Source organism: Amycolatopsis granulosa, from assembly GCF_011758745.1.
In the GTDB taxonomy this organism is placed as follows: Bacteria; Actinomycetota; Actinomycetes; order Mycobacteriales; family Pseudonocardiaceae; genus Amycolatopsis_E; species Amycolatopsis_E granulosa.
Window position 1 is genome coordinate 3,376,649 of record NZ_JAANOV010000001.1, and the last position, 22,311, is coordinate 3,398,959.

27 protein-coding genes are annotated in these 22,311 nt (G+C 71.2%); 14 read left to right on the top strand and 13 right to left on the bottom strand.

What is annotated here, in order from left to right:
- Window positions 1-27: 27 nt before the first annotated feature.
- Entirely contained in the window at window positions 28-597 is a 570-nt protein-coding gene (locus tag FHX45_RS16400) for a peroxidase-related enzyme (protein ID WP_167102311.1), read from the top strand.
- Here the strand turns inward: FHX45_RS16400 and FHX45_RS16405 are convergent.
- The 6 genes from FHX45_RS16405 to FHX45_RS16430 form a co-directional block, all read right to left on the bottom strand.
- On the bottom strand, window positions 585-893 hold the full coding sequence (locus FHX45_RS16405; protein ID WP_167102314.1) for a hypothetical protein: 309 nt from the start codon (window positions 891-893) through the stop codon (window positions 585-587). The two genes, FHX45_RS16400 and FHX45_RS16405, sit on opposite strands and share 13 nt — an antisense overlap.
- 1 nt (window position 894) lies before the next feature.
- Entirely contained in the window at window positions 895-1,821 is a 927-nt protein-coding gene (locus FHX45_RS16410) for a bifunctional helix-turn-helix transcriptional regulator/GNAT family N-acetyltransferase (RefSeq protein WP_167102317.1), read from the bottom strand.
- Between the two features lie 700 nt (window positions 1,822-2,521).
- On the bottom strand, window positions 2,522-3,634 hold the full coding sequence (locus FHX45_RS16415) for a hypothetical protein (RefSeq protein WP_167102320.1): 1,113 nt from the start codon (window positions 3,632-3,634) through the stop codon (window positions 2,522-2,524).
- A 207-nt stretch (window positions 3,635-3,841) separates the two neighbouring features.
- Window positions 3,842-3,991, bottom strand: coding sequence for a hypothetical protein (locus tag FHX45_RS16420; RefSeq protein ID WP_167102323.1), 150 nt, complete (start codon window positions 3,989-3,991; stop codon window positions 3,842-3,844).
- A 168-nt stretch (window positions 3,992-4,159) separates the two neighbouring features.
- The gene (locus tag FHX45_RS16425) at window positions 4,160-4,642 is read right to left on the bottom strand and encodes a pyridoxamine 5'-phosphate oxidase family protein (protein ID WP_167102326.1); all 483 of its coding nucleotides are present in this window, start codon (window positions 4,640-4,642) and stop codon (window positions 4,160-4,162) included.
- Window positions 4,642-6,018, bottom strand: a complete 1,377-nt coding sequence (locus FHX45_RS16430; protein ID WP_341771490.1) for an MFS transporter — start codon at window positions 6,016-6,018, stop codon at window positions 4,642-4,644. The genes FHX45_RS16425 and FHX45_RS16430 overlap by 1 nt, the downstream gene beginning before the upstream one ends.
- 60 nt (window positions 6,019-6,078) lie before the next feature.
- On the opposite strand from FHX45_RS16430, the gene FHX45_RS16435 reads away from it, so the two are divergent.
- Window positions 6,079-6,528, top strand: a complete 450-nt coding sequence (locus FHX45_RS16435) for a winged helix-turn-helix transcriptional regulator (protein WP_167102328.1) — start codon at window positions 6,079-6,081, stop codon at window positions 6,526-6,528.
- Here FHX45_RS16435 and FHX45_RS16440 read toward each other — a convergent pair.
- Entirely contained in the window at window positions 6,509-7,705 is a 1,197-nt protein-coding gene (locus FHX45_RS16440; protein WP_167102331.1) for an AAA family ATPase, read from the bottom strand. The two genes, FHX45_RS16435 and FHX45_RS16440, sit on opposite strands and share 20 nt — an antisense overlap.
- A gap of 207 nt (window positions 7,706-7,912) precedes the next feature.
- Between FHX45_RS16440 and FHX45_RS16445 the strand changes: the two genes are divergently transcribed.
- Window positions 7,913-8,443, top strand: coding sequence for a DoxX family protein (locus FHX45_RS16445; protein ID WP_167109064.1), 531 nt, complete (start codon window positions 7,913-7,915; stop codon window positions 8,441-8,443).
- A gap of 91 nt (window positions 8,444-8,534) precedes the next feature.
- Here FHX45_RS16445 and FHX45_RS16450 read toward each other — a convergent pair whose 3' ends face one another.
- The gene (locus FHX45_RS16450; protein ID WP_167102334.1) at window positions 8,535-9,806 is read right to left on the bottom strand and encodes an acetyl-CoA C-acetyltransferase; all 1,272 of its coding nucleotides are present in this window, start codon (window positions 9,804-9,806) and stop codon (window positions 8,535-8,537) included.
- 84 nt (window positions 9,807-9,890) lie between these two features.
- Between FHX45_RS16450 and FHX45_RS16455 the strand changes: the two genes are divergently transcribed.
- A complete protein-coding gene (locus tag FHX45_RS16455; RefSeq protein WP_167102337.1) occupies window positions 9,891-11,237 on the top strand; it encodes a 3-oxoacyl-ACP reductase in 1,347 nt (448 codons plus the stop codon).
- Window positions 11,237-12,091 carry a MaoC family dehydratase gene (locus FHX45_RS16460; RefSeq protein ID WP_167102340.1) on the top strand — a complete coding sequence of 285 codons (855 nt, stop codon included), beginning with the start codon at window positions 11,237-11,239 and terminating at the stop codon, window positions 12,089-12,091. Before FHX45_RS16455 ends, FHX45_RS16460 begins: the two co-directional genes overlap by 1 nt.
- On the opposite strand, the gene FHX45_RS16465 is transcribed toward FHX45_RS16460, so the two are convergent.
- A complete protein-coding gene (locus FHX45_RS16465; protein ID WP_424923809.1) occupies window positions 12,057-12,722 on the bottom strand; it encodes a TetR/AcrR family transcriptional regulator in 666 nt (221 codons plus the stop codon). The genes FHX45_RS16460 and FHX45_RS16465 overlap by 35 nt on opposite strands.
- A 46-nt stretch (window positions 12,723-12,768) precedes the next feature.
- On the opposite strand from FHX45_RS16465, the gene FHX45_RS16470 reads away from it, so the two are divergent.
- Entirely contained in the window at window positions 12,769-13,329 is a 561-nt protein-coding gene (locus FHX45_RS16470) for an SCP2 sterol-binding domain-containing protein (RefSeq protein ID WP_341771491.1), read from the top strand.
- A 7-nt stretch (window positions 13,330-13,336) separates the two neighbouring features.
- Here FHX45_RS16470 and FHX45_RS16475 read toward each other — a convergent pair whose 3' ends face one another.
- Both FHX45_RS16475 and FHX45_RS16480 read right to left on the bottom strand, forming a co-directional pair.
- On the bottom strand, window positions 13,337-13,759 hold the full coding sequence (locus FHX45_RS16475; RefSeq protein WP_167102346.1) for an FxsA family protein: 423 nt from the start codon (window positions 13,757-13,759) through the stop codon (window positions 13,337-13,339).
- A 49-nt stretch (window positions 13,760-13,808) separates the two neighbouring features.
- Window positions 13,809-14,642, bottom strand: a complete 834-nt coding sequence (locus tag FHX45_RS16480) for an SAM-dependent methyltransferase (RefSeq protein ID WP_167102349.1) — start codon at window positions 14,640-14,642, stop codon at window positions 13,809-13,811.
- 58 nt (window positions 14,643-14,700) lie between these two features.
- Between FHX45_RS16480 and FHX45_RS16485 the strand changes: the two genes are divergently transcribed.
- The 5 genes from FHX45_RS16485 (at window position 14,701) to FHX45_RS16505 (ending at window position 19,913) form a co-directional block, all read left to right on the top strand.
- Window positions 14,701-15,345: an alpha/beta hydrolase gene (locus FHX45_RS16485; RefSeq protein ID WP_167102352.1), complete on the top strand. Its 645-nt coding sequence runs from the start codon at window positions 14,701-14,703 to the stop codon at window positions 15,343-15,345.
- A gap of 43 nt (window positions 15,346-15,388) precedes the next feature.
- Window positions 15,389-15,679, top strand: coding sequence for a YiaA/YiaB family inner membrane protein (locus tag FHX45_RS16490; RefSeq protein ID WP_167102355.1), 291 nt, complete (start codon window positions 15,389-15,391; stop codon window positions 15,677-15,679).
- An 85-nt stretch (window positions 15,680-15,764) separates the two neighbouring features.
- Entirely contained in the window at window positions 15,765-17,570 is a 1,806-nt protein-coding gene (locus tag FHX45_RS16495) for a thioredoxin-like domain-containing protein (protein WP_167109068.1), read from the top strand.
- 43 nt (window positions 17,571-17,613) lie between these two features.
- Window positions 17,614-17,967 carry a GroES family chaperonin gene (locus FHX45_RS16500; RefSeq protein ID WP_424923837.1) on the top strand — a complete coding sequence of 118 codons (354 nt, stop codon included), beginning with the start codon at window positions 17,614-17,616 and terminating at the stop codon, window positions 17,965-17,967.
- Between the two features lie 17 nt (window positions 17,968-17,984).
- Window positions 17,985-19,913 (top strand): VanW family protein, encoded by a 1,929-nt coding sequence (locus tag FHX45_RS16505; protein WP_167102358.1) that lies wholly within the window; start codon window positions 17,985-17,987, stop codon window positions 19,911-19,913.
- Here the strand turns inward: FHX45_RS16505 and FHX45_RS16510 are convergent.
- Entirely contained in the window at window positions 19,910-20,599 is a 690-nt protein-coding gene (locus FHX45_RS16510; protein WP_167102361.1) for a leucine-rich repeat domain-containing protein, read from the bottom strand. The genes FHX45_RS16505 and FHX45_RS16510 overlap by 4 nt on opposite strands.
- A 74-nt stretch (window positions 20,600-20,673) precedes the next feature.
- On the opposite strand from FHX45_RS16510, the gene FHX45_RS16515 reads away from it, so the two are divergent.
- Entirely contained in the window at window positions 20,674-21,045 is a 372-nt protein-coding gene (locus tag FHX45_RS16515; RefSeq protein ID WP_208405954.1) for a hypothetical protein, read from the top strand.
- Between the two features lie 55 nt (window positions 21,046-21,100).
- Here FHX45_RS16515 and FHX45_RS16520 read toward each other — a convergent pair whose 3' ends face one another.
- A complete protein-coding gene (locus FHX45_RS16520) occupies window positions 21,101-21,376 on the bottom strand; it encodes a GlsB/YeaQ/YmgE family stress response membrane protein (RefSeq protein WP_167102364.1) in 276 nt (91 codons plus the stop codon).
- A gap of 104 nt (window positions 21,377-21,480) precedes the next feature.
- Here FHX45_RS16520 and FHX45_RS16525 point away from each other — a divergent pair, with 104 nt between their 5' ends.
- Window positions 21,481-21,801: a metalloregulator ArsR/SmtB family transcription factor gene (locus tag FHX45_RS16525; protein ID WP_167102367.1), complete on the top strand. Its 321-nt coding sequence runs from the start codon at window positions 21,481-21,483 to the stop codon at window positions 21,799-21,801.
- The gene (locus tag FHX45_RS16530; protein ID WP_167102371.1) at window positions 21,798-22,289 is read left to right on the top strand and encodes an SRPBCC family protein; all 492 of its coding nucleotides are present in this window, start codon (window positions 21,798-21,800) and stop codon (window positions 22,287-22,289) included. Before FHX45_RS16525 ends, FHX45_RS16530 begins: the two co-directional genes overlap by 4 nt.
- Window positions 22,290-22,311 lie beyond the last annotated feature (22 nt).

The window sequence follows — 22,311 nt, forward strand, 5'->3', positions numbered from 1 at the left end:
GCGCTCGGGAACACAAGGAGGAACATCGTGGACAGCCGGTTCGGTGTCACCGAGCTCGACGACCTGCCCGACGACCTGCGGGAACGCATCGGCGTGATCGCGGAGAAGTCGGGGTTCGTACCGAACGTCTTCCGGGCGCTGGGACACCGGCCGGCTGAACTGCGGGCCTTCCTCGACTACCACGACGCGGTCATGGAGCGTTCCGACGGCTTGAGCAAGGCCGAACGGGAGCTCGTGGTGGTGGCGACGTCGGGGGCGAACCACTGCACGTACTGCGTGGTCGCGCACGGCGCGATCCTGCGGATCCGCGCGAAGGACCCGCAGCTGGCCGATCGCGTCGCCACGAACCCCTGGCAGGTGGAGCTGGACGAGCGGGGCCGCGCGATCGTCGACCTGGCGCTCGCGCTGACCCGCGAACCGGAGCTGTTCGGCGAAGCGGATGTCGAGGCGGCGCGCGCGGCCGGGCTGACCGAGGACGAGATCTGGGACGTCGGGGCGATCACCGCGTTGTTCGCGATGTCCAACCGGATCGCGCACCTGACCGCGCTACGGCCGAACCCGGAGTTCTACCTGATGGGCCGCGATCAGAAGCGGTAGAGCGCGGCGTGCAGGTCGCGCTGGATCTCGTAGCCGCGCAGCAGGCGGCCGAGGAACCGCGCCCATCGCGTCGCCGGATGCCGGTAGGCGCGGTTCCACAGCGCCGGGACGTGGTCCGGGATGCGCGGGTCGGTCCGGGGCCGGAAGCTCTCGCCGGTGAGGACGACGGCCGGGTGCCCGCGGGGGCACATCGTGGTCACCGAGATGACGCCCGGCGTGAGGTTGTGCACCCACTCGACCTCGTCGACACCCATTAGTGCGCGGGTGCCGCAGGTCTCGCAGTCGACGACGAACACGTCACAACTCCCGTCGCCAGATCTCGCCGACGAGGTCGTGCCCGAAGCTGTGGTGGGGTTGCGAGTCGACGAGTTCGAACCCCGCCCGCCGGTAGATGTTCCGCGCGGCGGCCAGGACGTTGTTGGTCCACAGCTCCATCGCGGTGTAGCCGTGTGCCCGCGCGAAGGCGAGGCACTCGTCCACCAGGCGCGTGCCGACGCCGTGCCCGCGCGCGTGCGGTTCCACGACGAGCAGGCGCAGTTTCGCGGTCCGGTCGTCGGACCCGCGCACGCAGAACACGCAGCCGACGCGTTCCCCGCCGAGCTCGGCGATCCAGGCGGCCTCGCGGGCGGGGTCGAAGTGGTCCACGTAGTCGGCGACGATGCGGGCGACGAGGGCCTCGTAGGTGGCGTCCCAGCCGTACTCCTGGGCGTAGATCGCGCCGTTGCGCTGCACCACCCAGCCGAAGTCGCCGGGCCGGGGCGGGCGCAGCACCAGGGCCGGCGGCTGCTCGCGTGCTCCGACGAGGTGACCGATCGTGCGCATCGAGGTGACCAGGCGGTGCTGGTCGTCCTCGCTGAGTCGGCCGAGGAGCCCGCCGATCTGCTCGATGGTGCGTTCCTCGAGGATCTGCTGCTCGGCCCGGCCGGCCTCGGTGAGACGGGCCAGCTGGCGGCGGCCGTCGCTCTCGTGACGCTCGCGGACCACCAGGCCGCGGCTCTCCAGGCGGCCGAGCAGGCGGCTGGCGTAGCCCGGGTCGAGGTCGAGGCGCCGCCGCAGTTCGGCGACCTCCGTGACGCCCTCCTGGGCGAGCTCGTAGAGCACCCGGGCCTCGCCGAGCGAGTACTCGCTCCCGACCAGCCCTTCCTCCAGCACGCCGATGACTCCGGTGTAGAGCCGGTTGAAGGCGCGGACCTGCGTGATGCGATCGAGGAGCGGGCCGGTCATTTGACCACCTCAAGTAATTCGTTGACTCAGTCAAAGGTTACTCTCCGGCGGCGTCCGTGCAAGGGGTTTCGGGCGGCCACGAGGCAGCCGTGCGAAGGTGGGCACATGACGAGGCAGGGCGCCCATCGTCCGTCTGGGCCGGGGCCGGGGGTGGCCCGCGACTACGTCGCCGATGCGGTGCGGGTGAGCGGTGGACGCGGGGACGCCGTCCTGCGGGTCGATGGCGCCGAGCACGCCCGGCGAACCGGAGCCGGGGTCGGCGCGGTGACGGACCTGCGACTCCTGGACCGCCTGATGTGCCTGCCGCTCGGCGCGGACATCGCCTGGGGTGATCTCGACGCGGAGGATGCCGCGCTGTTCCAGCGGACTTCGCCGGGCATCGTGACGGTCTCGGCCCTCGGTGTTCGCCGCTTGCTCGTGCCCGCCGTCACGGTCGACCTGGTGGTCGTCCGGCAATCGCGGTGGCGTGCGGGGCTCCGCGCCGCCGCGGCATTCGAGCCGTTCGCCCAGCGGGTGTTGCACCTGCCCCAGGCACCAGGCCGGATCGCGGACCTCCTGTGGGAAGCGGACTTGCTCGGAATCGGTGTGTGGGTCGGCGGCGACGACGCTCCCGAACAGCTGCTCGCCCCAGCGCCCTGGCGGCGCCGCTACGTGAAGGCCGCCGGATGGCGCTTCGCTGAGCGAGCGTATGCCGCGTGGCTCAGTGCCAGCTGCCTGCCCGGGTCGCCGAGCGCTGCTCCGGATCGTCGAGTTCGACCAGCTGCCGGAGTAGCGGGTCGACTTCCAGCCGGACATTCCCCAGCCGAAGCCGAGCGTGGCGGCTGAACGCGGTGCGGAGTTCCTCCGCCAGTGCCTGCTGCTGTTCCTCCCGCCTCAGCGGATGCAGCTCGTCCCACATCGCGAGCCACGTGTGCACGTTGTGGCGGAGGATGGCCCGCCGGTCCTGGTCAGTGCCGGCGAACGAATCGAGGGCGCGCCCGCCGCACCTGCCGCATCGCGGGGAGGGACTGTTCGCGTACCAGTCCGCATAGGTCATCGGGCTCCGGTGCTCGCACAGTTCGCGCAGGAAGAGACCGGGCAGAGCCCCGTTCGAGAACCCGCCGCCGGTGACGTCGTCCGGTCTGGCGGGACGGCGAAGTCCGCCGGTGAGCCCGATGGCCGCCGCGGCCGCCCCGCGGGTGAGCCCGTCGAGCGCTGCCAGCACTTCGGTCGCGAGCAGGAGGGAGCCCGGGACCGCGGCGAGCAGCGCGCGCAGACCGGCTACCCGCCCCGCGGACCCCAGCGGGCGGCGTTTCGCGGCGAACACGAACGCGAGTGGCTTGACGGATCGGGACACCACGTCGATGAACGTGCCGAGCTGTTCCGGATCGAGCATGGCGGCGTCGGTGGCGACCAAGGTGATGGCGCGAGGTGACGTCACCTCGTTCGCGGCTGCGACCAACGCCCGGAGGGTGGGCCAGTCGGCGGAAGCGACGAACTTCGAGGGCGTCAGGACCCCGCCAACGCCGTCCGCGACCACACCGGCCACCCACTGGTCGAGGGTGATCTCGAAGAGGCCGTCGCCGCTGGGGAGACCCAGGGGCGAGCTGGGTGAGGCGAGCTCCGCCGCCCACCGGCGCTCGTCGTAGACCAGCGGACCGGAGTCCTTCGTGGACCGGAGGCGGCGCAGGCCGGGGCGGCACCCGGGTCCGGCGGCGACGAGGCCGCTGCTCCGGCCGGTAGCGCTGATCGCCACGTCGAGCCACTTGTAGTTGGTGTAGGTCAGCAGCCTGCCGGCGAGTTCTTCCGGAAGCTGGCCCCGCGAAGCCGTCATCCCGCACCTCGTTCACGCGCGAACGGTGTTCAAGGTACGTAATGAAGCGAAGGGTTGACAAGGATGTGAGTCGGCGAGGGACCGGAAAAGTGGAAACCCCGTGATGCTGCCAGGTCGGGGGTCCGCCAGCATCACGGGGTCATCTGGTGTATCGCCGCCTCCCCCGACGGCGTTACGCCCTGCTTCAGTTGTGGCCTAGCTCACGCGTCAGCGCAAGTTGGACTGGCGCGCCTGGGCGATGGCGATCAGCTCCTGGCGGACCGTGGCGGAGCCGGCCGTGTCGATCGCGCGGCTCAGCGCCCGGCGGGTGCGCGTTTGTGCGCGGCGGGCTCGGAGCTTGGCGGCGATGTTGCTCATCGGTGTTCGCATCCCTCGTTGCATCTCGACTGCTGTGCCTCTAGTATGCGCCTCTTTTCACAAGGTCGCCAACGATTATCCGGTGATCTGACACACCCGCCTATGAATCGTCGGCACGAGCTCGATCTTGCGGAAGATCGTCACATCTACCGCTTGAGCTAGAGAGCGCTAGAACTCTTCAGAGACCCAGATCCGGCTGCGCAGGTCCCGGCCGCGGATCACCTGGATCCGCCACGGTTCCAAGCGCAGGACGTGCAGCTTCGGGTCCGACGGCGACTGCCAGAAGGCACCGAGGTCGTAGCCGGCGCCCCGCGGACTGGTCCTGCGGTAGAGCCGCCACACGTAGGACCGGACCTCGAGCTCGTCCACGGTCGTGGCCACCGCCTCCACGGCGACCGAGTCGTTCCCCGGCTTCCAGTAGGAGAACGAGGTGTGCGGGTTGCGCGCGAGGTGCGCCGTCTTGACCGGCGTCGGGAACGTCGCGAGCCACCCCCGCGGCCGGCCGTCCACGTTCTCCCACACCGGGATGAGGATTCGCGTCCGCGGCCGGTTGCGGGAGTCGACGGTGACCATCGTGGCGTACCCGATCGCGCCCACGTACGCGTTGAACTCGGCTTCGATCTCGGTGAACGATTGGACGGCGCGGCTCATCACGCCACCCGCTTCCGGAGACCGGTACCGCTGATCACCGCGGCCAGTGCGACAGCCGCGATCGGCACCGCGAGGGCCATCCGGTAGCTCCCGGGACCGGCTGCCGCCCCGGTGAGGACCGCGGTGCAGGCCGCGAGCCCCAGCGCCGCGCCGAACTGGAACGAGGTGTACAGCAACCCACCGGCCAGCCCCTGCTCGCTCTCGTCGACGCCGTTGGTCGCGACGATCGTCAGCGGGCCGTAGGCGAGCGCGAACGCGACCCCGAGCACGATCATCGTCGGGAACATGGCGAGGTAGGCGGTGTCGGTTCCGATCGGCAGGAACAGCACGTACGCCACCAGTGCGAGCACCAGGCCCGTCACGACGACCTTCGCGTTGCCGAACCGCCGGACCAGGCGCGGGGTCAGCGTCGGGGCGAGGACGGCGTCCGCGCCGATCGCCAGCATCGCCAGACTGGTCTGCCCGGTGCTCCACCCCCGCAGCTCCTGCAGGTAGAGCACCGCGACGAACTGGAACCCGAAGAACGCGGCGGAGAACAGCAGGGCGGCCAGGTTCGCCCGCACCAGCGTTCCGGACCGCAGCAGACCCAGCCGCACCAGCGGGGCCGCCGACCGGCGTTCGATCCGCACGAACACGGCGCCCAGCGCGAGCCCCGCCGCGACGAGGGCCGCCGTCCAGGCCGCGCCGACGTGCGCGGAGCGCTCGACGCCGAGGACCAGGAGCACGATCGCGGCCGTGACGGTCACCGCGCCGGGCAGGTCGACCCGCCGGCCGGTCACCCGTTCCCGGGGTGTGACGGGGATGAGCGAGGCGCCGAGCACCAGGATGAGCAGCGCCAGGACGGCGGGCACGAACAGCACCAGCCGCCAGTTCACCGCCGTGAGCAGCCCGCCGAGCACCAGCCCGAGCGAGAAGCCGGCCGCCGCGGTCCCGGAGTAGACCAGCAGCGCGCGGTTGCGCTGTGGTCCTTCGGCGAACGCGGTGGTGATGATCGACAGCCCGGCGGGGGCCATCACCGCGGCGGCGACCCCGGCGACGAACCGCGCGGCGATGAGCAGCCAGCCTTCGCCGGCCAGCCCGCCTGCGGCGGAGACCACGAGGAACACCGCGAGCCAGGCCAGGAACATCCGGCGGCGGCCGAACAGGTCGGCGGCCCGGCCGCCGGCGAGCATGAACCCGCCGTAACCGAGCACGTAGGCGCTGATGACCCACTGCAACTGCCCGGTGGACATTCCCAGGTCCGCGCGAATCGCGGGCAACGCCACGTTCAGCATGGCGACGTCGATCCCCTCCAGGAAGATCGCGCCGCACAGGACGAACAACATCCCCCAGGTCCGTGGCGTGAGCCGGGCCTCGGTCGGAACGGTGGTGGACACGGGATCCCTTTCCTCGGTTCTGTTTGGTAACGAAGGAATCTTGTGTCACCATGGGCAATTGTGGAAGACGGCACTTTGCAAGCACTCGGTTACTGCACGGGAACCGAGGACGACCAGGTCAGGCAGTGGGACACCCGGGCGGACTGCGAGGTCCGGCACATCCTCGACCGGGTGGCGGACAAGTGGTCCCTGCTCGTCATCGCGTTGCTGGACCGGCGGGCGATGCGGTTCTCCGAGTTGCGGCGCGCGATCGACGGGGTGAGCCAGCGGATGCTCACCGTCACGCTGCGCCACCTGGAGCGCGACGGAATCGTCACCCGGACCGTGTACCCGGTGGTCCCGCCGCGGGTGGACTACGAGCTGACGCCGCTCGGTGTGTCGCTGCACGAGGTGATCAAGTCGCTGGTGACGTGGACCGAGGAGCACCAGCGGGAGATCGCCGCGGCGCACGCCGCCTACGACTCACGGGCCGCGGCGGAGCGGGAGCTGGTCAGTCCATTGCCCGGCTGAGCAGGTAGTGCCCGAAGTGCGGCACGGTGAAGGCGATGTGCCCGCGCTCGGCGGAGTACACGAGCCCCTTCTTCATCAGGGAGTCCCGCGCCGGTGACAGCGACGACGGCTTGCGCCCCAGGTAGACGGCCACGTCCGAGGTTCCGGCGCTCTCGTCGCGGCCCTGGGTGAGCTCCGCCATCGCCCGCAGGTACTCGCGCTCGGCGGGGGTCGCGCGCTCGTAGCGGGACCCGAAGAAGCCGACCGCCAGCTCCTGTTCCGCCTCGGGCGCGGCGACCCGCACGTCCTGCACGGTGATCGGGTCGTCCGGCGCCGCGTCCCAGGCCGCTTTCGCGTACGCCTGGATGAAGTACGGGTAGCCACCGGAGGCGTCGAACAACGCGTCCAGCGCCTCGGGTTCGATACCGGCGTCCTCCCGCTCGATCGGCGCCAGCACGGCCCGGTCGGCGTCCTCCCGGTTGAGCCGGTCGATGCGCACGTACCGGAACAGGCGCTCGGAGTAGGACTTCGACGCCGACAGGACCGCCGGCACGTGCGGTAGCCCCGCGCCGACCACGACGAGCGGCGCCCCGGACTGGGACAGTTCGTGGCACGCCGCGCACAGCGCCGACACGTCGTCGGGTTGCAGGTCCTGGATCTCGTCGATCAGCAGCGCCACGCCCGTGCCGACGTCCGCGGCGAGCTCGGCCACGTCGGTGAACAGCTCGACGAGGTCGATCTCGATGTCGCCGGAATCGGCGCGGCCCTGGGCGGCGGGCACGTCGATGCCCGGCTGCCAGCGGTCCCGCAGCTTCGCGTCCGCCTTGTTGGACCGCAGCGCGAACGCCTTGAGCACGCCGAGCACTTCCTCGACGCGGTCCGGCGCGCGGTGCCGCACCGCGAGATCACGGACCGCGCGGTGCAGGGCCGCGGACAGCGGGCGCCGCAGCTCCGCGTCCGGCCGTGCCTCGATCTTGCCCGCGCCCCAGCGGTGCTTGACCGCCATCGAACGCAGCTCACCGAGCAGCACCGTCTTGCCGACGCCACGCAGGCCGGTCAGCACCAGGCTGCGCTCCGGCCGGCCACGGGCCACCCGCTGCAGCACGACCTCGAACGCGGACAGCTCGCGTTCCCGGCCGGCCAGCTCGGGCGGCCGCTGCCCCGCGCCCGGGGCGAACGGGTTGCGGATCGGGTCCACCGCGCCAACGTATCGGCGTGTCTAGCGAGCGGCCGATATTTGCGCAGATTGCCACATCGGCGTGTCGCTACTCTTTTCTAGCTTTCTCTAGTCTGGTTGCTAGAAAAGTGCAGGGATGAACAGAAGCAGGAGTGGGTAGATCCCCGGGGTGACATGTCGCACCCGAGGAAGGCGAGGAACGTGATCGTGCGTCGACTGGCCCGCCCCATGCTCGCGGGCATCTTCATCTACGGCGGTATCAACGCCCTGCGGAATCCCGAGGGCCACGCCGAGGCCATCAAGCCCGTGCTCGACAAGATCGGGCAGCAGCGGGACAAGCTCCCCGACGCCGTCCCGACCGACCCGGTGAACCTGGTCAAGATCGACGCCGGGGTGAAGATCGCGGCCGGGACCCTGTTCGCGCTCGGCAAGTTCCCGCGGCTGTCCGCACTGGCGCTGGTCGGCAGCCTCGTGCCGACGACCGTCGGCGGCCACCCGTTCTGGGAGGCCAAGGACCCGCAGGAGAAGCAGCAGCAGCTGATCCACCTGCTCAAGAACGCCGGCCTGGCCGGTGGCCTGCTGATCGCCGCCGCCGACACCGAAGGCAAGCCCTCGCTGGGCTGGCGTGCCCGCCGCGCCGCCGGGAAGGCGAGCAGGCAGGCCCAGAAGGCGACGGAGCGGGCGAGCAAGCGGGCGCACAAGGCGTCGAAGCAGATCCAGTCGACCGCCGCGTCCGCGCGCGACGCCCTCCCGGTCTAGCCGAGCGGACGCGGGACCAGGGTGGCGACGGCGCCTTCGGGCGCCGTCATCCCCGGCGTCGCGGGCGAGCGCACCGTGGCGCGGCCCGGGCTCACTTCTCCAGGATCGCCGTGATGCCCTGCCCGCCGGCGGCGCAGATGGAGATCAGGCCGCGGCCCGAGCCCTTCTCGTGCAGCAGCTTCGCCAGGGTCGCCACGATCCGGCCACCGGTCGCGGCGAACGGGTGCCCCGCGGCCAGCGACGAGCCGTTGACGTTGAGCTTCGACCGGTCGATCGGGCCGGGGGGCTGGTCGAGCCCCAGCTTCTCCTTGGCGAACGCCGGGCTCTCCCACGCCTTGAGCGTCGCCAGCACCTGGGAGGCGAACGCCTCGTGGATTTCGTAGAAGTCGAAGTCCTGCAGGGTCAGGCCCGCCTTCGCGAGCATCCGCGGCACCGCGTAGGCGGGGGCCATCAGCAGGCCCTCACCGCCGTGCACGTAGTCCACGGCCGCGGTCTGCGCGTACGTCAGGTGGGCCAGCACCGGCAGGTTCCGTTCGGCGGCCCACTCCTCGCTCGCGAGCAGGACCGTCGACGCGCCGTCGGTCAGCGGGGTCGAGTTGCCCGCGGTCATCGTGCCGTCCGGGCCGCCGAACACGGGCTTGAGCTCGGCGAGCTTCTCCGCGGTCGAGTCCGGCCGCAGGTTCTGGTCGCGGGTCAGGCCGAGGTACGGCGTGACCAGGTCGTCGAAGAACCCGCGCTCGTAGGCCGCGGCGAGCCGCTGGTGGCTGGTCGCGGCGAGGACGTCCTGCTCCTCGCGGGAGATCTCCCATTCCCGGGCGGTCAGCGCCGCGTGCTCGCCCATGGACAGGCCGGTGCGCGGCTCGGCGTTGCGCGGGATTTCCGGCACGATCTGGCCCGGCCGCAGCTTCGTCAGCAGCTTGAGCCGCTGACCCACGGTCTTCGCCGCGTTGAGCCGCACGAGGATGCGGCGCAGGTCGTCGTTGACCGCGAGCGGGGCGTCGGAGGTGGTGTCCACGCCTCCGGCGATCGCCGAGTCGATCTGCCGGAGCGCGATCTTGTTGGCGACGTTGACGATCGCCTGCAGGCCGGTGCCGCACGCCATCTGGACGTCCGCGGCCGGCGTCTCCGGCGAGAGCTTGCTGCCCAGCACGCTCTCCCGGGCGAGGTTGAAGTCCCTGGCGTGCTTGAGCACCGCACCGGCGGCGACCTCGCCGATGCGCTCGCCCTGCAGGGCGAAGCGGCTCACCAGGCCGTCCAGTGCGGCGGTGAGCATGTCCTGGTTGGACGCACTGGCGTAGCGGCCGTTCGAGCGCGCGAACGGGATGCGGTTGCCGCCGACGATGGCGACGCGACGGACGTCCATGACCTTTCCTCCCACTGGGGTGGCGAGCCTAGGATGACAGTGTAACCTACTGGCGAGTAGGTAAGCTCGGTGAGGAGGCACGTGATGGCCGACCGGTATCAGCAGTTCACCAGGACGCCGATCGGGAAGTTCGTGGTGCCCAGGCTCGGGCTGCCCAACCCGCCGGTGCTGCGCCGGTACCGCCCCGGCCAGCCCCCGCTCGATGGTCCCGCACTTGTCGGCGCCGCGCCCGGCGGGCGACTCGGCAAGGCCGTGACGACCCAGCTCACGGCCGCCGGGATCACCGTGCTGACCGGGCCGGCTGGCGGCGACGAACGCTACGGCGCCCTGGTGTTCGACGCCACCGGCATCACCGACCCCGCCCAGCTGCGTGAGATGTACCTGTTCTTCCACCCGGTGATCCGCCGCGTCGCCTCCGGCGGCCGCGTCGTCGTGCTGGGCAGCCCGCCCGAGCTGGCCGACGGCCGGGAGCGGATCGCCCAGCGCGCGCTCGAAGGGTTCACCCGGTCGGTCGGCAAGGAGCTCAAGCGCGGCGCGACCGCCCAGCTGGTGTACGTCGCGGCCGGCGCCGAGGAGGCCGTGGAATCGACGCTGCGGTTCCTGCTGTCCGCCAAGTCGGCGTTCGTCGACGGCCAGGTGATCCGCGTCGGTGCCACCGGCACCCCGGCCGTGCCCGCGATCGAGAACTGGGACAAGCCCCTGGACGGCAAGGTCGCCCTCGTCACCGGCGCCTCGCGGGGCATCGGCGCGGCGATCGCCGAGGTCCTCGCCCGCGACGGCGCGCACGTCGTCGGCCTGGACATCCCGGCGCAGGGCGGCGACCTGTCCGCGGTCGCCAACAAGATCGGCGGTTCCGCGCTGCAACTGGACATCACCGCGGCGGACGCGCCGGACAAGCTGGCCGCATACCTCGCGGAGCGGCACGGCGGGGTCGACGTCGTCGTGCACAACGCGGGCATCACCCGGGACAAGACGCTCGGCAACCTCACCGAGGACGCGTGGGACGCGGTGCTCACCGTGAACCTGGTCGCGCAACTCGCGGTCAACGACAAGCTCATCGCGGAAAAGGTGCTGCGGGACAACGGCCGCATCATCGGGGTCTCCTCGATCGCCGGCATCGCCGGCAACGTGGGCCAGACCAACTACGGGACCAGCAAGGCCGGCGTGATCGGGATGGTGACCGACGGCGCGCCGAAGCTCGCCGAGTACGGCGCCACCATCAACGCGGTCGCGCCCGGGTTCATCGAGACGCAGATGACCGCGGCGGTGCCGCTGTTCATCCGCGAGGCGGGGCGGCGGCTGTCCAGCCTCGGCCAGGGCGGGTTGCCGGTGGACGTCGCCGAGACGATCGCGTGGTACGCCAACCCCGCGTCGGCCGCGGTGAACGGCAACGTGGTCCGCGTGTGCGGTCAGGCATTGCTGGGGGCGTGATGACGGTCAAGGAGATCCGTGAGGCGCCGAAGCTGGCACCGTTGTACGCCAAGGCACTGCTGACCCGCGGCGGTGGGGACAGCCTGCCGGACACCGAGTACCTGCGTGCGGGCATCGGGTTCGACCCCGCGCACGTCGTGGCCTACAACCGGGTCTGCGGGTTCCGGCTGAGCGACGAGCTGCCCGCGACGTACCCGCACGTGCACGCGTTCGGATTGCAGATGGCGCTGATGACGCAGCCGGACTTCCCGTTCCCGTTGCTGGGAATGGTGCACGTCGCGAACCGGATCACGCAGCGGCGACCGGTGCGCCTGTCCGACACCGGCACCATGCGGGTGCGCGCGGAGAACCTGCGGCCGCACGAGAAGGGCCGCCAGTTCGATGTGATCAGCGAGTTCACCACCACCGAAGGTCCGATTTGGACAGAGGTGAGCACCTATCTGCGGCGCGGTGGGGGCGCGGGCGGCGGCACGCGCGAGCAGCTGGCACCGCCGTCGCCGACGGCGATCTGGCACGTGCCCGGCGACATCGGCCGGCGCTACGCCGAGGTGTCCGGCGACCGCAACCCGATCCACCTGCACCCGTTGACGGCGAAGCTGTTCGGCTTCCCGTCCGCGATCGCGCACGGCATGTGGACCAAGGCACGCGTGCTGGCCGCGTTCGAGGGCAGGCTGCCCGGGGCGTACACGGTGGACGTGAAGTTCAAGCTGCCCGTGCTGCTGCCCGCGAAGGTCGCCTTCACCTCATGGCGGGCGGGCGACGGATGGGCCGTCGAGCTGTGGGCGGCGCGGAAACCGAAGCCGCACCTGGAGGGGACGATCACTCCTCCGGACGCCACACCGCGCCCTCGATGAGGTCGTTGAACCCCAGCCACACCAGGTTCATCAGCCACGACGCGAGCACTCCGTCGGACACCTCGGAGTGGTCGAGCCACCAGTCCGCCAGCGACTCGGCGGCACCCACCAGCGCCACCGCGAGGGCCGGGCCGGAAAACTCGGCCCGGTCCCCCAGGCCCTTCTTCATGCCCGCGGTGACCACCAGCGCGGTGACCACTTCGATGGCCCGGGAACGCAACATCGTGATCTCGTCGGCGAACCGTCCGCCGACGGTCAGCGCCTGGCGGTGCAGCACCGTCCAGGAATCGCGGTACTCGGCGACGAACCGGTAGAACGAGCGCAGCCCGTGCCACAGCTGCATGTCCGGCGGCAGTTCCGAGCGCAGACCGTCGCGCACCGCCTCCAGCAGACGGCCCGCCTCGCGGCGGATGCACTTCGCGAACAGGTCCTCCTTGGCGCCGAGGTAGGAGTAGATCATCGGCTTGGAGACACCGGCGACCTCGGAGATCTCGTCCATCGACGCGGAGTGGTAACCGTGGCGGGAGAACACCTCCACCGCGGCGTCCAGGATCTGCCGTTCCCGCACCGGTCTGGGCAACCGCCGCGATCGCGGGGCCTTCACGTCTTCCGTCACGCCGACCTCCTTCACGTCGAAACGCTACCTCTTCGCCCGGTCGCCGGTAGACTCTCCGCCTGTGTCCGGCACAGTGGTCGACGCGTTCGCGCGTGAGCTCGATCTGAGCAAGCTGTCCGCGGAGCAGTTCATCCAGTTGCTCGAAACCCTGCACATGCTGGGCACCGCCGAGGCGGGTGTGCACCTGAGCGGGTTGTCCACGGAGACACTGGCCGACCTGGTGCGGCGTGCGTCGAAGGAGCAGTTGCGAGCCATCGCCGAGCACCCCGAGCTGCGGACGGTGTTCCTCGAGGAGATCTTCCGCCGGATGTCGGACCACTTCCTCGCGGAGAAGGCGCGGTACTCGAGTCTGGTGGTGTGCTGGCGGTTCCCGGGCGGCTCCGGAATCGGTGGCTACGACCGGTTCCAGACCGTGATCGAGGACGGTCGCTGTGTGTCCGGCCGCGAACTGGGACGCGACCCGGACACCACGATCACGATCGCGCCGGACGACTTCTTCCGGGTGGCGACCGGGAACGCGGCAGTGGCGGCGATGTTCGTGACCGGGAAGGTCAAGGTGAAGGGCGAGTACGCGCCGGCGGTGCGGCTGTCGGGTTACTTCGACATTCCCCGGGTCGGGTAGCGCGGCGTCAGCCCTCGATGATGGGGCGGTGCGGGGTCTCGTTGTCGACCACCTCGCTGTCGACCACGATGAGCCGGTTCGGCATCCGCCGTTCCGCGCGCCGCAGCCACGCCCGCCGCACGATGCCACGCGTCGGTGGGAGCAGCAGCGCCAGCCCGGCGAGGTCGGACAGGAACCCCGGGATCATGATGAGCAGCCCGCCGAACGCGACGAGCATGCCGTCGGTGATCTCGGCGTGCGGCGACCGGCCCGAACGCGCGGTGGCGAGGAACGCCTGGGCGGCGCGCGCGCCCTCCCGGCGGGCCAGCCACGAACCGAGGAACGCGCCGACCACGAGCAACCCGAGGGTGCCCAGGACGCCGATCAGCGAGCTGACCGCCCAGACGGCGGCCACCTCGGCGACGATGTACAACAGCAACACGACAGCCATACCGGGTCAACGTGCGCGGCCGCCCGATTTCTCCCGGGCCGCGTTCGGCTCAGGGCTTGCGGGCGACGCCACCGATCACGCGGGACTCCGACGGCACCCGCCGAAACAACGTGTCCCGGTCCGGGTGCCACGCCGGTGCGTACACCAGGCCGGGTTCGAGCAGCTCCCAGTCGCCGAAGAACCGCGCGAACTCGGCGACCGTGCGCAGCTGGCCGGGGTTCGTGGTGGTCTCGTAGTAGCCGACCAGGTCGGCCAGCGCCTGCCGCTCCTCGTCGCCGCGCGGGTTCTCGTTCGTCATCTGCGACAGGACCAGCAGCGATCCCGGCGCGAGGCGCTCGCGGAGGCAGGCGACCCTGCTGTCCGGGTCGTCCGCGTCCTTGACGAAGTGCAGTACCGCGTTGATCACCAGCGCGACCGGCTGCCGGGCGTCGATCAGGCCGGTGTCCAGTACGCGTGCCCACAGGTCCGGTGTCTGGAGGAAATCCGCCGCGATCGCCGCGTGCCGGGCGGGATCGGCGTTGTCGGCCAGCAGCAGTTGCGAGTGCGCGAGCGCGACCGGTTCGTTGTCCACGTACACGACCCGCGTGTCGCGCTGCGGGCGTGTCTCGTCGGCGACGTCGTGGACGTTGCCCGCCGTGGGCAAGCCCGATCCGATGTCGACGAACTGCCGCACACCCAGCCGTACGGACTCCCGGACGGCCCGGCCGAGGAACTGCCGGCTCGTTTTCATGTACTCGCCGATCAGGGGTAGCGTGCGCTGGATCTTCTGCGCGAACTCGCGGTCGATCGCGTAGTGGTTCGTGCCCCCGAGGAAGTAGTCGTACACCCGTGCCGCGGACGGCCGGTCCAGACTGTCCGCCACCGCGCGCACCGCCTCGTCCATGCGAAGTCCCTCCCGACCCTCGCCGCCATGCTAGTGACCGGACCGCCCGGAGGTCTTCATGATCGACTTCGTGCTCGTGCACAGCCCGCTCGTCGGGCCGGCCACCTGGCAGCGCGTCGCCGGCGAGTTGCGTGCCCGCGGCCACCGGGTCGCCGTCCCGTCGCTGCTCGGCGCCCTCGGCGGCGACGGGCCGTACTACCCGAAGCTCGCCGGTGCCGTCACCGAGCCCGGCGTGCTCGTCGTGCACAGCGGTGCCGGCGCGCTGGTGCCCGGCATCGCGGCGCGGATCCCCGTCCCGCGTGCCGTCTTCGTCGACGCCCTGCTTCCGCATCCCGGCCGCAGCTGGTTCGACACGGCGTCGCCGGAGCTGCGCAAGCGTTTGCGGGAGCTCGCCGACGACGACCGGCTGCCCCCGTGGAACCGGTGGTTCCCGCCCGGCACCATCGAAGATCTGCTGCCCGACCAGCACATCCGCGAGGAGTTCCTGGCCGAGCTGCCCCGCGTGCCGCTGTCCTACTTCGCCGAACCCGTGCCCGACGCCGACGTCCCGCCCAGTGCCTACCTCCAGCTCAGCGGCGCCTACGAGGAGGAGGCGGCCCGGGCAGCGGAGCTCGGCTGGCCGGTCGAGCGTCTCGACTCCCACCACCTCGCCCCGCTGACCGATCCCGCCGTGATCGCCACCGCCCTGGAGCGGTTTGAGTAGAAGCACTCAAGACATCGGCCGGCTCACGCGCGACCGTGGTGCCATGACGAAACCCACCGCCGCACCGGCCACCGGTGCGTTCTTCGCGCAGTCGGCGACCTCGTTCGGCATCTCGCTCGCCGCGGTCGCGGTCGGGGTGGCCTACCTGCCGGTCGACGGCTGGGTGCGGGCCTTCCTCGCGATCGCCGTGCTGTACGCGATCACCTCGGCCTTCACGCTGGCCAAGGTCGTGCGCGACCGGCAGGAGAGCACGGCCCTGATGAGCCGGGTCGACCAGGCCCGGCTGGAGAAGCTCCTCGCCGAGCACGACCCCTACCGCGAGCCGGCGTTGTGACATTCCACATCGCGAGCCGGGGGAACAAGGACATTCCGGTCGGAGGTTGAGGAGTTGCGTGGCACCAGAGCATCGCCAGGCGCGCGTGCGTGCGCCCGAACTCGCCGGGGACCTGTGGCTGAACACCGGCGGTGAGCGCCTCACCCTGGCGCAGCTGCGCGGGAAGATCGTGCTGCTCGACTTCTGGACGTCGGGCTGCATCAACTGCCTGCACGTGCTGGACGAGCTGCGTCCGCTGGAGGAGGAGTTCGCCGACGTGCTGGTCACGATCGGCGTGCACTCGCCGAAGTTCGTGCACGAGGGCGAGGCCGCGGCGATCGAGGCCGCCGTGCGCCGCTACGAGGTGCACCACCCGGTCCTCAACGACCCGGAGATGACCACCTGGTCGCAGTACGCGGTGAAGGCGTGGCCGACGCTGGTGATCGTCGACCCGAAGGGCTACGTGGTGCACACCGCGGCCGGCGAGGGGCACGCCGAGGCGTTGCGCCGGGTGATCGCGGAACTGGTCGAGACCCACGACGCGCAGGGCACGCTGCGCCGCGGCGGCAACCCGTACGTGCCGGCCGAGGAACAGCCCGCCGACCTGCGCTTCCCCGCCAAGGCCGTGGCCACCGCGGCGGGCCGCATCCTGGTCGCCGACACCGGGCACCACTCGATCGCCGAGTTCGCCTCCGACGGCGAGACCCTGATCCGCCGCTTCGGCAGCGGCGCCCGTGGCCGCGCCGACGGCGCCTTCGACGTCGCGAGCTTCGCCGAACCGTCCGGGCTGGCGCTGCTGCCCGCCGAGGTGGCCGAGCAGGCCGGGTACCACCTGCTCGTCGCCGATACGGCCAACCACCTGCTGCGTGGCGTCGACCTGGTCACCGGCGAGGTCACCACCGTGGCCGGTACCGGGAACCAGTGGCGCGACGGCGAGACCGACGGCGACGCGCTGTCGATCGACCTGACCAGCCCGTGGGACGTCGTCTGGTGGCCGGCCGCGGACGGCGCGGTCGTCGCGATGGCCGGCAACCACACGCTCGGCCTGTTCGACCCGCGCACCGGCCGGATCTCCCGCTTCGCCGGGACCACCGTGGAGGGCCTGCGCGACGGCGGGGCCGCCGAGGCGTTCTTCGCGCAGACCTCCGGCCTGGCCGTCCAGGGTGAGCGGCTGTGGCTGGCCGACGCCGAGACGTCCGCGCTGCGTTACCTGGAGACGGGTGACGGCTTGACCGTGCACACGGCGGTCGGCACCGACCTGTTCTCGTTCGGGCACCGCGACGGTGCCGCCGCGGACGCGTTGCTGCAACACCCGCTGGGTGTCGCGGTCCTGGCCGACGGCACGATCGCGATCGCCGACACCTACAACGGCGCTGTCCGGCGCTACGACCCGGCGACCGGCAGGGTCGCGACGATCGCGGACGGGCTCGCCGAACCCTCCGGCCTGCTCGTCACCGACGAGGCGCTGCTGGTGGTCGAATCGGCCGGCCACCGCCTGACCGCCCTGCCCGCGTCCGCCGAGGCGGCTCAGCAGGTGACCGGGGACGCGCTGGCCGTGCGCCGGCCGCCGACCGAGCTGGCGCCGGGCGCGATCGAGTTCTCCGTCGTCTTCACGCCGCCGCCGGGCGAGAAGCTGGACGACCGGTTCGGCCCGTCCACCCGGCTCCAGGTGACCGCCGCGCCGCCGGAGCTGCTGGCCGAGGGCGAGGGCACCGGCACCGGGCTGACCCGGACGCTGAAGATCGCCGAGGGGCACACCGAGGGCGTGCTGCAGGTCGTGGCCCAGGCCGCGAGCTGCGACGTGGACGCCGAGCACCCGGTCTGCCGGGTGACCCGCCAGGACTGGGGCGTGCCCGTCCGGATCACGCCCGACGGCCCGGACCGCCTCCAGCTGATCCTCGCGGGGGCGTGAGCCGGCAACCGCTGGTCTCCGCGGCGCGCTGGCGACACGTAGCATTACCGGCGTGTCGGAACCCAAGAAGCTGCCGGACGACGCGGCGAAACTGGAAATCCAGATGCTGCACGACCGCGTCCTCGTCCGGGTCTCCGCGGAGGAGGGTGAGCGCCGCAGCAGTGGCGGCATCGTGATTCCGGCGACTGCCCAGGTGGCACGCCGTCTCGCATGGGGCAACGTACTCGGTGTAGGCAGTAATGTACGTAACGTGAAGATCGGCGACCGTGTGCTGTTCAACCCCGAGGACCAGCTCGAGGTGGAGGTCCAGGGCGAGGCGTACCTGGTGATGCGGGAGCGCGACATCCACGCCGTGGCCACCGAGCGTACGGAGCACGGGACGGGTCTGTACTTGTAGCGCGTCCGGGAGGAAGCGTGCACCGGGAGGACCGGTACTGGCCGGAGCGGGACCCCGATTCCGCCCCGACCACCGAAACCGCCGAGACCAGCGCCGTCGGCGCGCGTCCGCCCGCCGAGTTCCTGCTGGACGAGACACTCGACGCGACCGAGGACGCGCTGGCCGGCGAGCTCCTCGAGGTCGGCGACGTGCCGGTGCAGTCTCCGCCGTCCCCCGCCAAGCGCTTCCTCGCCCGGACGCTGATGGTCGCCGGCTGCCTGCTGTGTGCAGGGGTCGTCCTCTACGGCACGGACCTGCTCCTCAGCGCCGGTGAGGTCCCGCGCGGCGTCACGGTCGCCGGGGTCGCGGTCGGCGGGATGAGCCGCGGTGACGCCGAGGCGAAACTGCGCCAGGACCTGGGACCGCGCCTCGACGCGCCGGTCCCGGTCGAGGCCGGGGACGTCCGCACCACGCTCGACCCCACCCGGTCCGGGTTGTCCGTGGACTGGTCCTCCACCGTCGCGCAGGCCGGGCACCAGCCGCTCGACCCGCTCGATCGCATCCTGTCCTTCTTCCGCACGCGCGAGGTCGGTGTCGTCACCTCGACCGACCCCGACCGGCTGCACCAGTCGATCGCGCGGCTGGCCGCGGAGCGGATCAACCACCCGCCCACCGAGGGCAGCATCGGGTTCGTCCCGGTTCCGGGTAGCGACGGCGGGGTGCAGCCGTACCCGATCGAGCCGCGCGACGGGCAGGAACTGACCGACGTCAAGGGCGCCGGTGACATCCTGCGGGCCACCTGGCTGGACAAGCGGGGCGTCCGGCTGCCGGTCGCGCTCACCCCGGTCCAGGTCACCTCGGCCGGCGTGCACTCGGCGCTGGACCAGCTCGTCGCGCCCGCGGTCGCCGAGCCGGTCACGCTGCACGGTGACGGCGCCGACGCGGTGCTCGTACCCAGCCAGATCGCCGCCGCGCTGAAGTTCAGCCCGGCCGGTGGCGGTGCGCTGAAGGTCGAGGCCGACCCGGTGAAGCTGCAGCAGGCGGTTCACGATCCGCTGGCCGCCACCGAGAAGCGCGGCAAGGACGCGCGGCTGGTGTTCGCCGGTGGCGTGCCGACCGTCCAGCCGTCCGAGGACGCGCGCAGCGTGGACTGGAACAAGACCTTCCAGCCGCTGATGGACGTCCTCACCAAGCCCGACGGCCGCGACCTCACGGTGCGCTACCAGACCAGCCGCCCGCAGACCACCACCGAGGAGGTGACCGCGCTGGGTGTCACGGAGGTCGTCGGCGAGTTCACCACCCGGGCGCTGTCCGATCCCGCGGAGACGAACGTGCAGGTGATGGCGAACTCGGTGGACGGCACGGTCCTGCGCCCCGGTGAGACGTTCAGCCTCAACGAGCGGGTCGGTGCCCGCAGCCCGGCGCAGGGCTACGTCCCGGCGCCGCTGAACGAGGACGGCTCCGGCCCGGTGGTGCCCGGCGGCGGTTCGTCCGAGTTCGCCAGCACCCTCTACAACGCCGCGTACCTCGCCGGACTGACCGATGCCGGGCACACCGAGCACGGCTACTACCTGGACCGCTACCCGGTCGCCCGGGACGCGGTCGCGGTCGCCGCCGACGGCTCGGCGGTCGACCTGCGGTTCACGAACAGCCTGCGCAGCGGAGTGGCGATCGAGGCGTCGGTGTCCGGCGGGAGCGTCACGGTGAAGATCTGGGGCACCAAGCAGTACCGGGTGACGAGCACGCCTGGGGCGTGGTCGGACTTCCGGTCGCCGCCGGTGCAGCCCGGCGGACCGGACTGCACGCCGTCGAGTGGACGCCGCGGCTTCACCGCCAGTGACACCCGGGTGGTCTACGACCTGGCCACCGGTGCGGAGGTTCGCCGTGACACCCGCACCGTCACCTACGCACCCGAACCGGCGGTGCTGTGCGGCTACGGGGTGAGCGGCGACCGGCCGTCGGGTTAGCGCAGCACCAGGCAGTCGTCGAGGTCGTCCAGCCACGCGGGCGCCGTCAGCCGGCGGTTCCACCGCAGGTCGAGTTTGATCAGCGGCAACGCGGCGAGCCCGTCCGGCAGGGTGCGCAGGTCGTTCTCGCGCAGGTCCAGGTACCGCAGGCCGGTCAGTTCGCCGATCGAGGCGGGCAGCTCGGTGAGGTGGTTGCCACGCAGGTGCAGCTCCCGCAGGGCGCCCAGGTCACCGATGCTCTCCGGCAGTTCGTGCAGGTCGTTGCGGTAGAGGCGCAGTTCACGCAGTTCCCGGAAACCGGAGAGGTCCTCGGGCAGGGCGGTGAGGCCGTTGTCGGTCGCGCTCAGGTACCGCAGGCGCCCGAGGCGGGTGAGCGAATCCGGCAGCGTGGTCAGCTGGTTGTCGGAGAGGTAGAGGTATTGCGCCAGGTTCGGCAGGTCGCCGAGCTCGGCCGGCAACGTGGTGAGCCGGTTGTGGCCCAGGTCGAGTGTGTGCAGCGCGGTCAGCCGCGCGATGTCGGGCGGGATCGAGGTGAGCTGGTTCGCCGCGAGGTTCAGCACGGCCAGCCGGTCGAGGTCCCACAGTTCGCCGGGGAGCTCGGTGAGGTCGTTGTCGTAGGCGCTCAGGTGCTCCAGGCCGGCCGGCAGGGCGGGCAGGCGGGTGAGTCCCCGGTGGTCGAGATCCATCGGCCGAACCTACCGGCGAAGCCAGTACGCGCACGATCCGATACTCTCCGTCACCGCTGTCCGAGAGAGGGAGGATGTCCGTGAAGAAGTTCCTGGCCCTGGCCGGTGCGTGCGTGACGGTCGTGCTGCTGCCCGCGGCTGCCGTGGCCGCCGAGCCCGAGCCGGTGTTGGTGCACGCCTCGCCGCAGAACGGGTGCAAGCTGAACATCCGCGCCGGCGCGGACGTCGGGTCCACCCTGCTGCACACGCTGACCTGCACGAACTACACGACCTGCGTGCACACGCCGGAGCGGGACCGGCCCTGCGGGCAGCTCGTCACCGGGGGCACCTACACCTGCGTCGGCTCCGGCGGCAAGCAGGTCACCGACAACCGGTGGGCCGAGGTGCTGTGGCGCTCGCCCGAGCCGTCGTTCGTGGCCGCCGGTTGCGCGGCGTTCCGATCCTGAACACGGAAACGTGCCCGGGAACGGCGGACCTTCCCGGGCACGTTCTCGTGTGCCGTTACCTGGTGATGTTGCGACGGCCGTACACCCCGGCCGCCAGCGAGACGCCGATCGCGGCGATCACCACCTGCGTGATGAGCTCGAGCCAGTCGAAACCCTTGGTGTCCGCGTAGCCGATGCCGCGGGCGATCGCCGTGCCGATGAAGGCCGCCACGATACCGATGATGATCGTGAGCCAGATCGGAATGCCCTGCTTGCCAGGAGCGATCAGGCGACCGAGCGCGCCGATGATGAGACCGACGATGATCGCGCTGATGATTCCACCGATTGTCATCGCAACTCCTTAGCTTCGATGTGCTCAGGGAGTACCTTCGCCCGCTGCTTTCAAACCAATATATTTGTTGACAGTTATATACGGTTGTGCTGATACTTGGGGGCGTGGACGTCTTCGAAGCGGTTGCCGAGCCCAGCCGGCGCACCCTGCTGGACCTCCTGGCGCAGGGCGAGCTCGCCGCCGGTGACCTGGTCGCGGCGCTGCCCGGGCTGACCCAGCCCGCGGTGTCGCGTCACCTGCGGATCCTGCGCGAGGTCGGCCTGGTCGAGGTGCGCCCGGACGGGCAGCGGCGCATCTACGCGCTGCGCCCGGACGGCCTGGCCGAGATCGACAAGTGGCTCGGCCGGTACCGCCGCTACTGGGCGCGGCACCTCGACTCCCTCGAGCGCCACCTGGCGCGCAACCAGGAAGGACACCAGGAATGACCCACGGGATCATCGACATCGACGGTGCGGAGGCGGTCATCCGCTTCGAGCGCCACCTGCCCCATCCGATCGAGGCGGTGTGGGCCGCGATCACCGATCCGGACCAGCGCCGGGCGTGGTTCGGCGCGACGGTGCTGGACGTCGAGGCCGGCACCATCGAGATGCTGCCCGAGGACCCGCCGGTCGCCGCGGACGCCAAGCGGATGGCCGGCCGGATCCGGGTGTGGGCCCCGCCGCACGTCTTCGAGCACGAGTGGCACCAGCGGATCGTCTCCGACGGCGTGGTGCGCTACGAGCTGTCCGAGACGCCCACCGGGACGTTGCTCAAGTTCACCCACCGGGGGCTGTCGGTCCGGGACGCCCGCGGGTTCATCCCCGGCACGCACGCCTTCTTCGACCGGCTGGACGCGCACCTGGCCGGCGTGGAACCGCCGGCGTGGTCCGAGCGCTACGCCGCGCTGGCCCCGTCCTACCCCGCCTGGTCCTGACCGGGGGGCACCGCCCGCGGCA

What these genes read in the sequence shown, in the direction of transcription:
- FHX45_RS16515 (WP_208405954.1), top strand. Translation starts at nt 20,674, where the DNA reads ATGTCCGTGAAGAAGTTCCTGGCCCTGGCCGGTGCGTGCGTGACGGTC.
- FHX45_RS16445 (WP_167109064.1), top strand. Translation starts at nt 7,913, where the DNA reads ATGCTCGCGGGCATCTTCATCTACGGCGGTATCAACGCCCTGCGGAAT.
- FHX45_RS16485 (WP_167102352.1), top strand. Translation starts at nt 14,701, where the DNA reads ATGATCGACTTCGTGCTCGTGCACAGCCCGCTCGTCGGGCCGGCCACC.
- FHX45_RS16520 (WP_167102364.1), bottom strand. Translation starts at nt 21,376, where the DNA reads ATGACAATCGGTGGAATCATCAGCGCGATCATCGTCGGTCTCATCATC.
- FHX45_RS16460 (WP_167102340.1), top strand. Translation starts at nt 11,237, where the DNA reads ATGACGGTCAAGGAGATCCGTGAGGCGCCGAAGCTGGCACCGTTGTAC.
- FHX45_RS16450 (WP_167102334.1), bottom strand. Translation starts at nt 9,806, where the DNA reads ATGGACGTCCGTCGCGTCGCCATCGTCGGCGGCAACCGCATCCCGTTC.
- FHX45_RS16455 (WP_167102337.1), top strand. Translation starts at nt 9,891, where the DNA reads ATGGCCGACCGGTATCAGCAGTTCACCAGGACGCCGATCGGGAAGTTC.
- FHX45_RS16480 (WP_167102349.1), bottom strand. Translation starts at nt 14,642, where the DNA reads ATGGACGAGGCGGTGCGCGCGGTGGCGGACAGTCTGGACCGGCCGTCC.
- FHX45_RS16475 (WP_167102346.1), bottom strand. Translation starts at nt 13,759, where the DNA reads ATGGCTGTCGTGTTGCTGTTGTACATCGTCGCCGAGGTGGCCGCCGTC.
- FHX45_RS16410 (WP_167102317.1), bottom strand. Translation starts at nt 1,821, where the DNA reads ATGACCGGCCCGCTCCTCGATCGCATCACGCAGGTCCGCGCCTTCAAC.
- FHX45_RS16420 (WP_167102323.1), bottom strand. Translation starts at nt 3,991, where the DNA reads ATGAGCAACATCGCCGCCAAGCTCCGAGCCCGCCGCGCACAAACGCGC.
- FHX45_RS16425 (WP_167102326.1), bottom strand. Translation starts at nt 4,642, where the DNA reads ATGAGCCGCGCCGTCCAATCGTTCACCGAGATCGAAGCCGAGTTCAAC.
- FHX45_RS16415 (WP_167102320.1), bottom strand. Translation starts at nt 3,634, where the DNA reads ATGACGGCTTCGCGGGGCCAGCTTCCGGAAGAACTCGCCGGCAGGCTG.
- FHX45_RS16510 (WP_167102361.1), bottom strand. Translation starts at nt 20,599, where the DNA reads ATGGATCTCGACCACCGGGGACTCACCCGCCTGCCCGCCCTGCCGGCC.
- FHX45_RS16490 (WP_167102355.1), top strand. Translation starts at nt 15,389, where the DNA reads ATGACGAAACCCACCGCCGCACCGGCCACCGGTGCGTTCTTCGCGCAG.
- FHX45_RS16530 (WP_167102371.1), top strand. Translation starts at nt 21,798, where the DNA reads ATGACCCACGGGATCATCGACATCGACGGTGCGGAGGCGGTCATCCGC.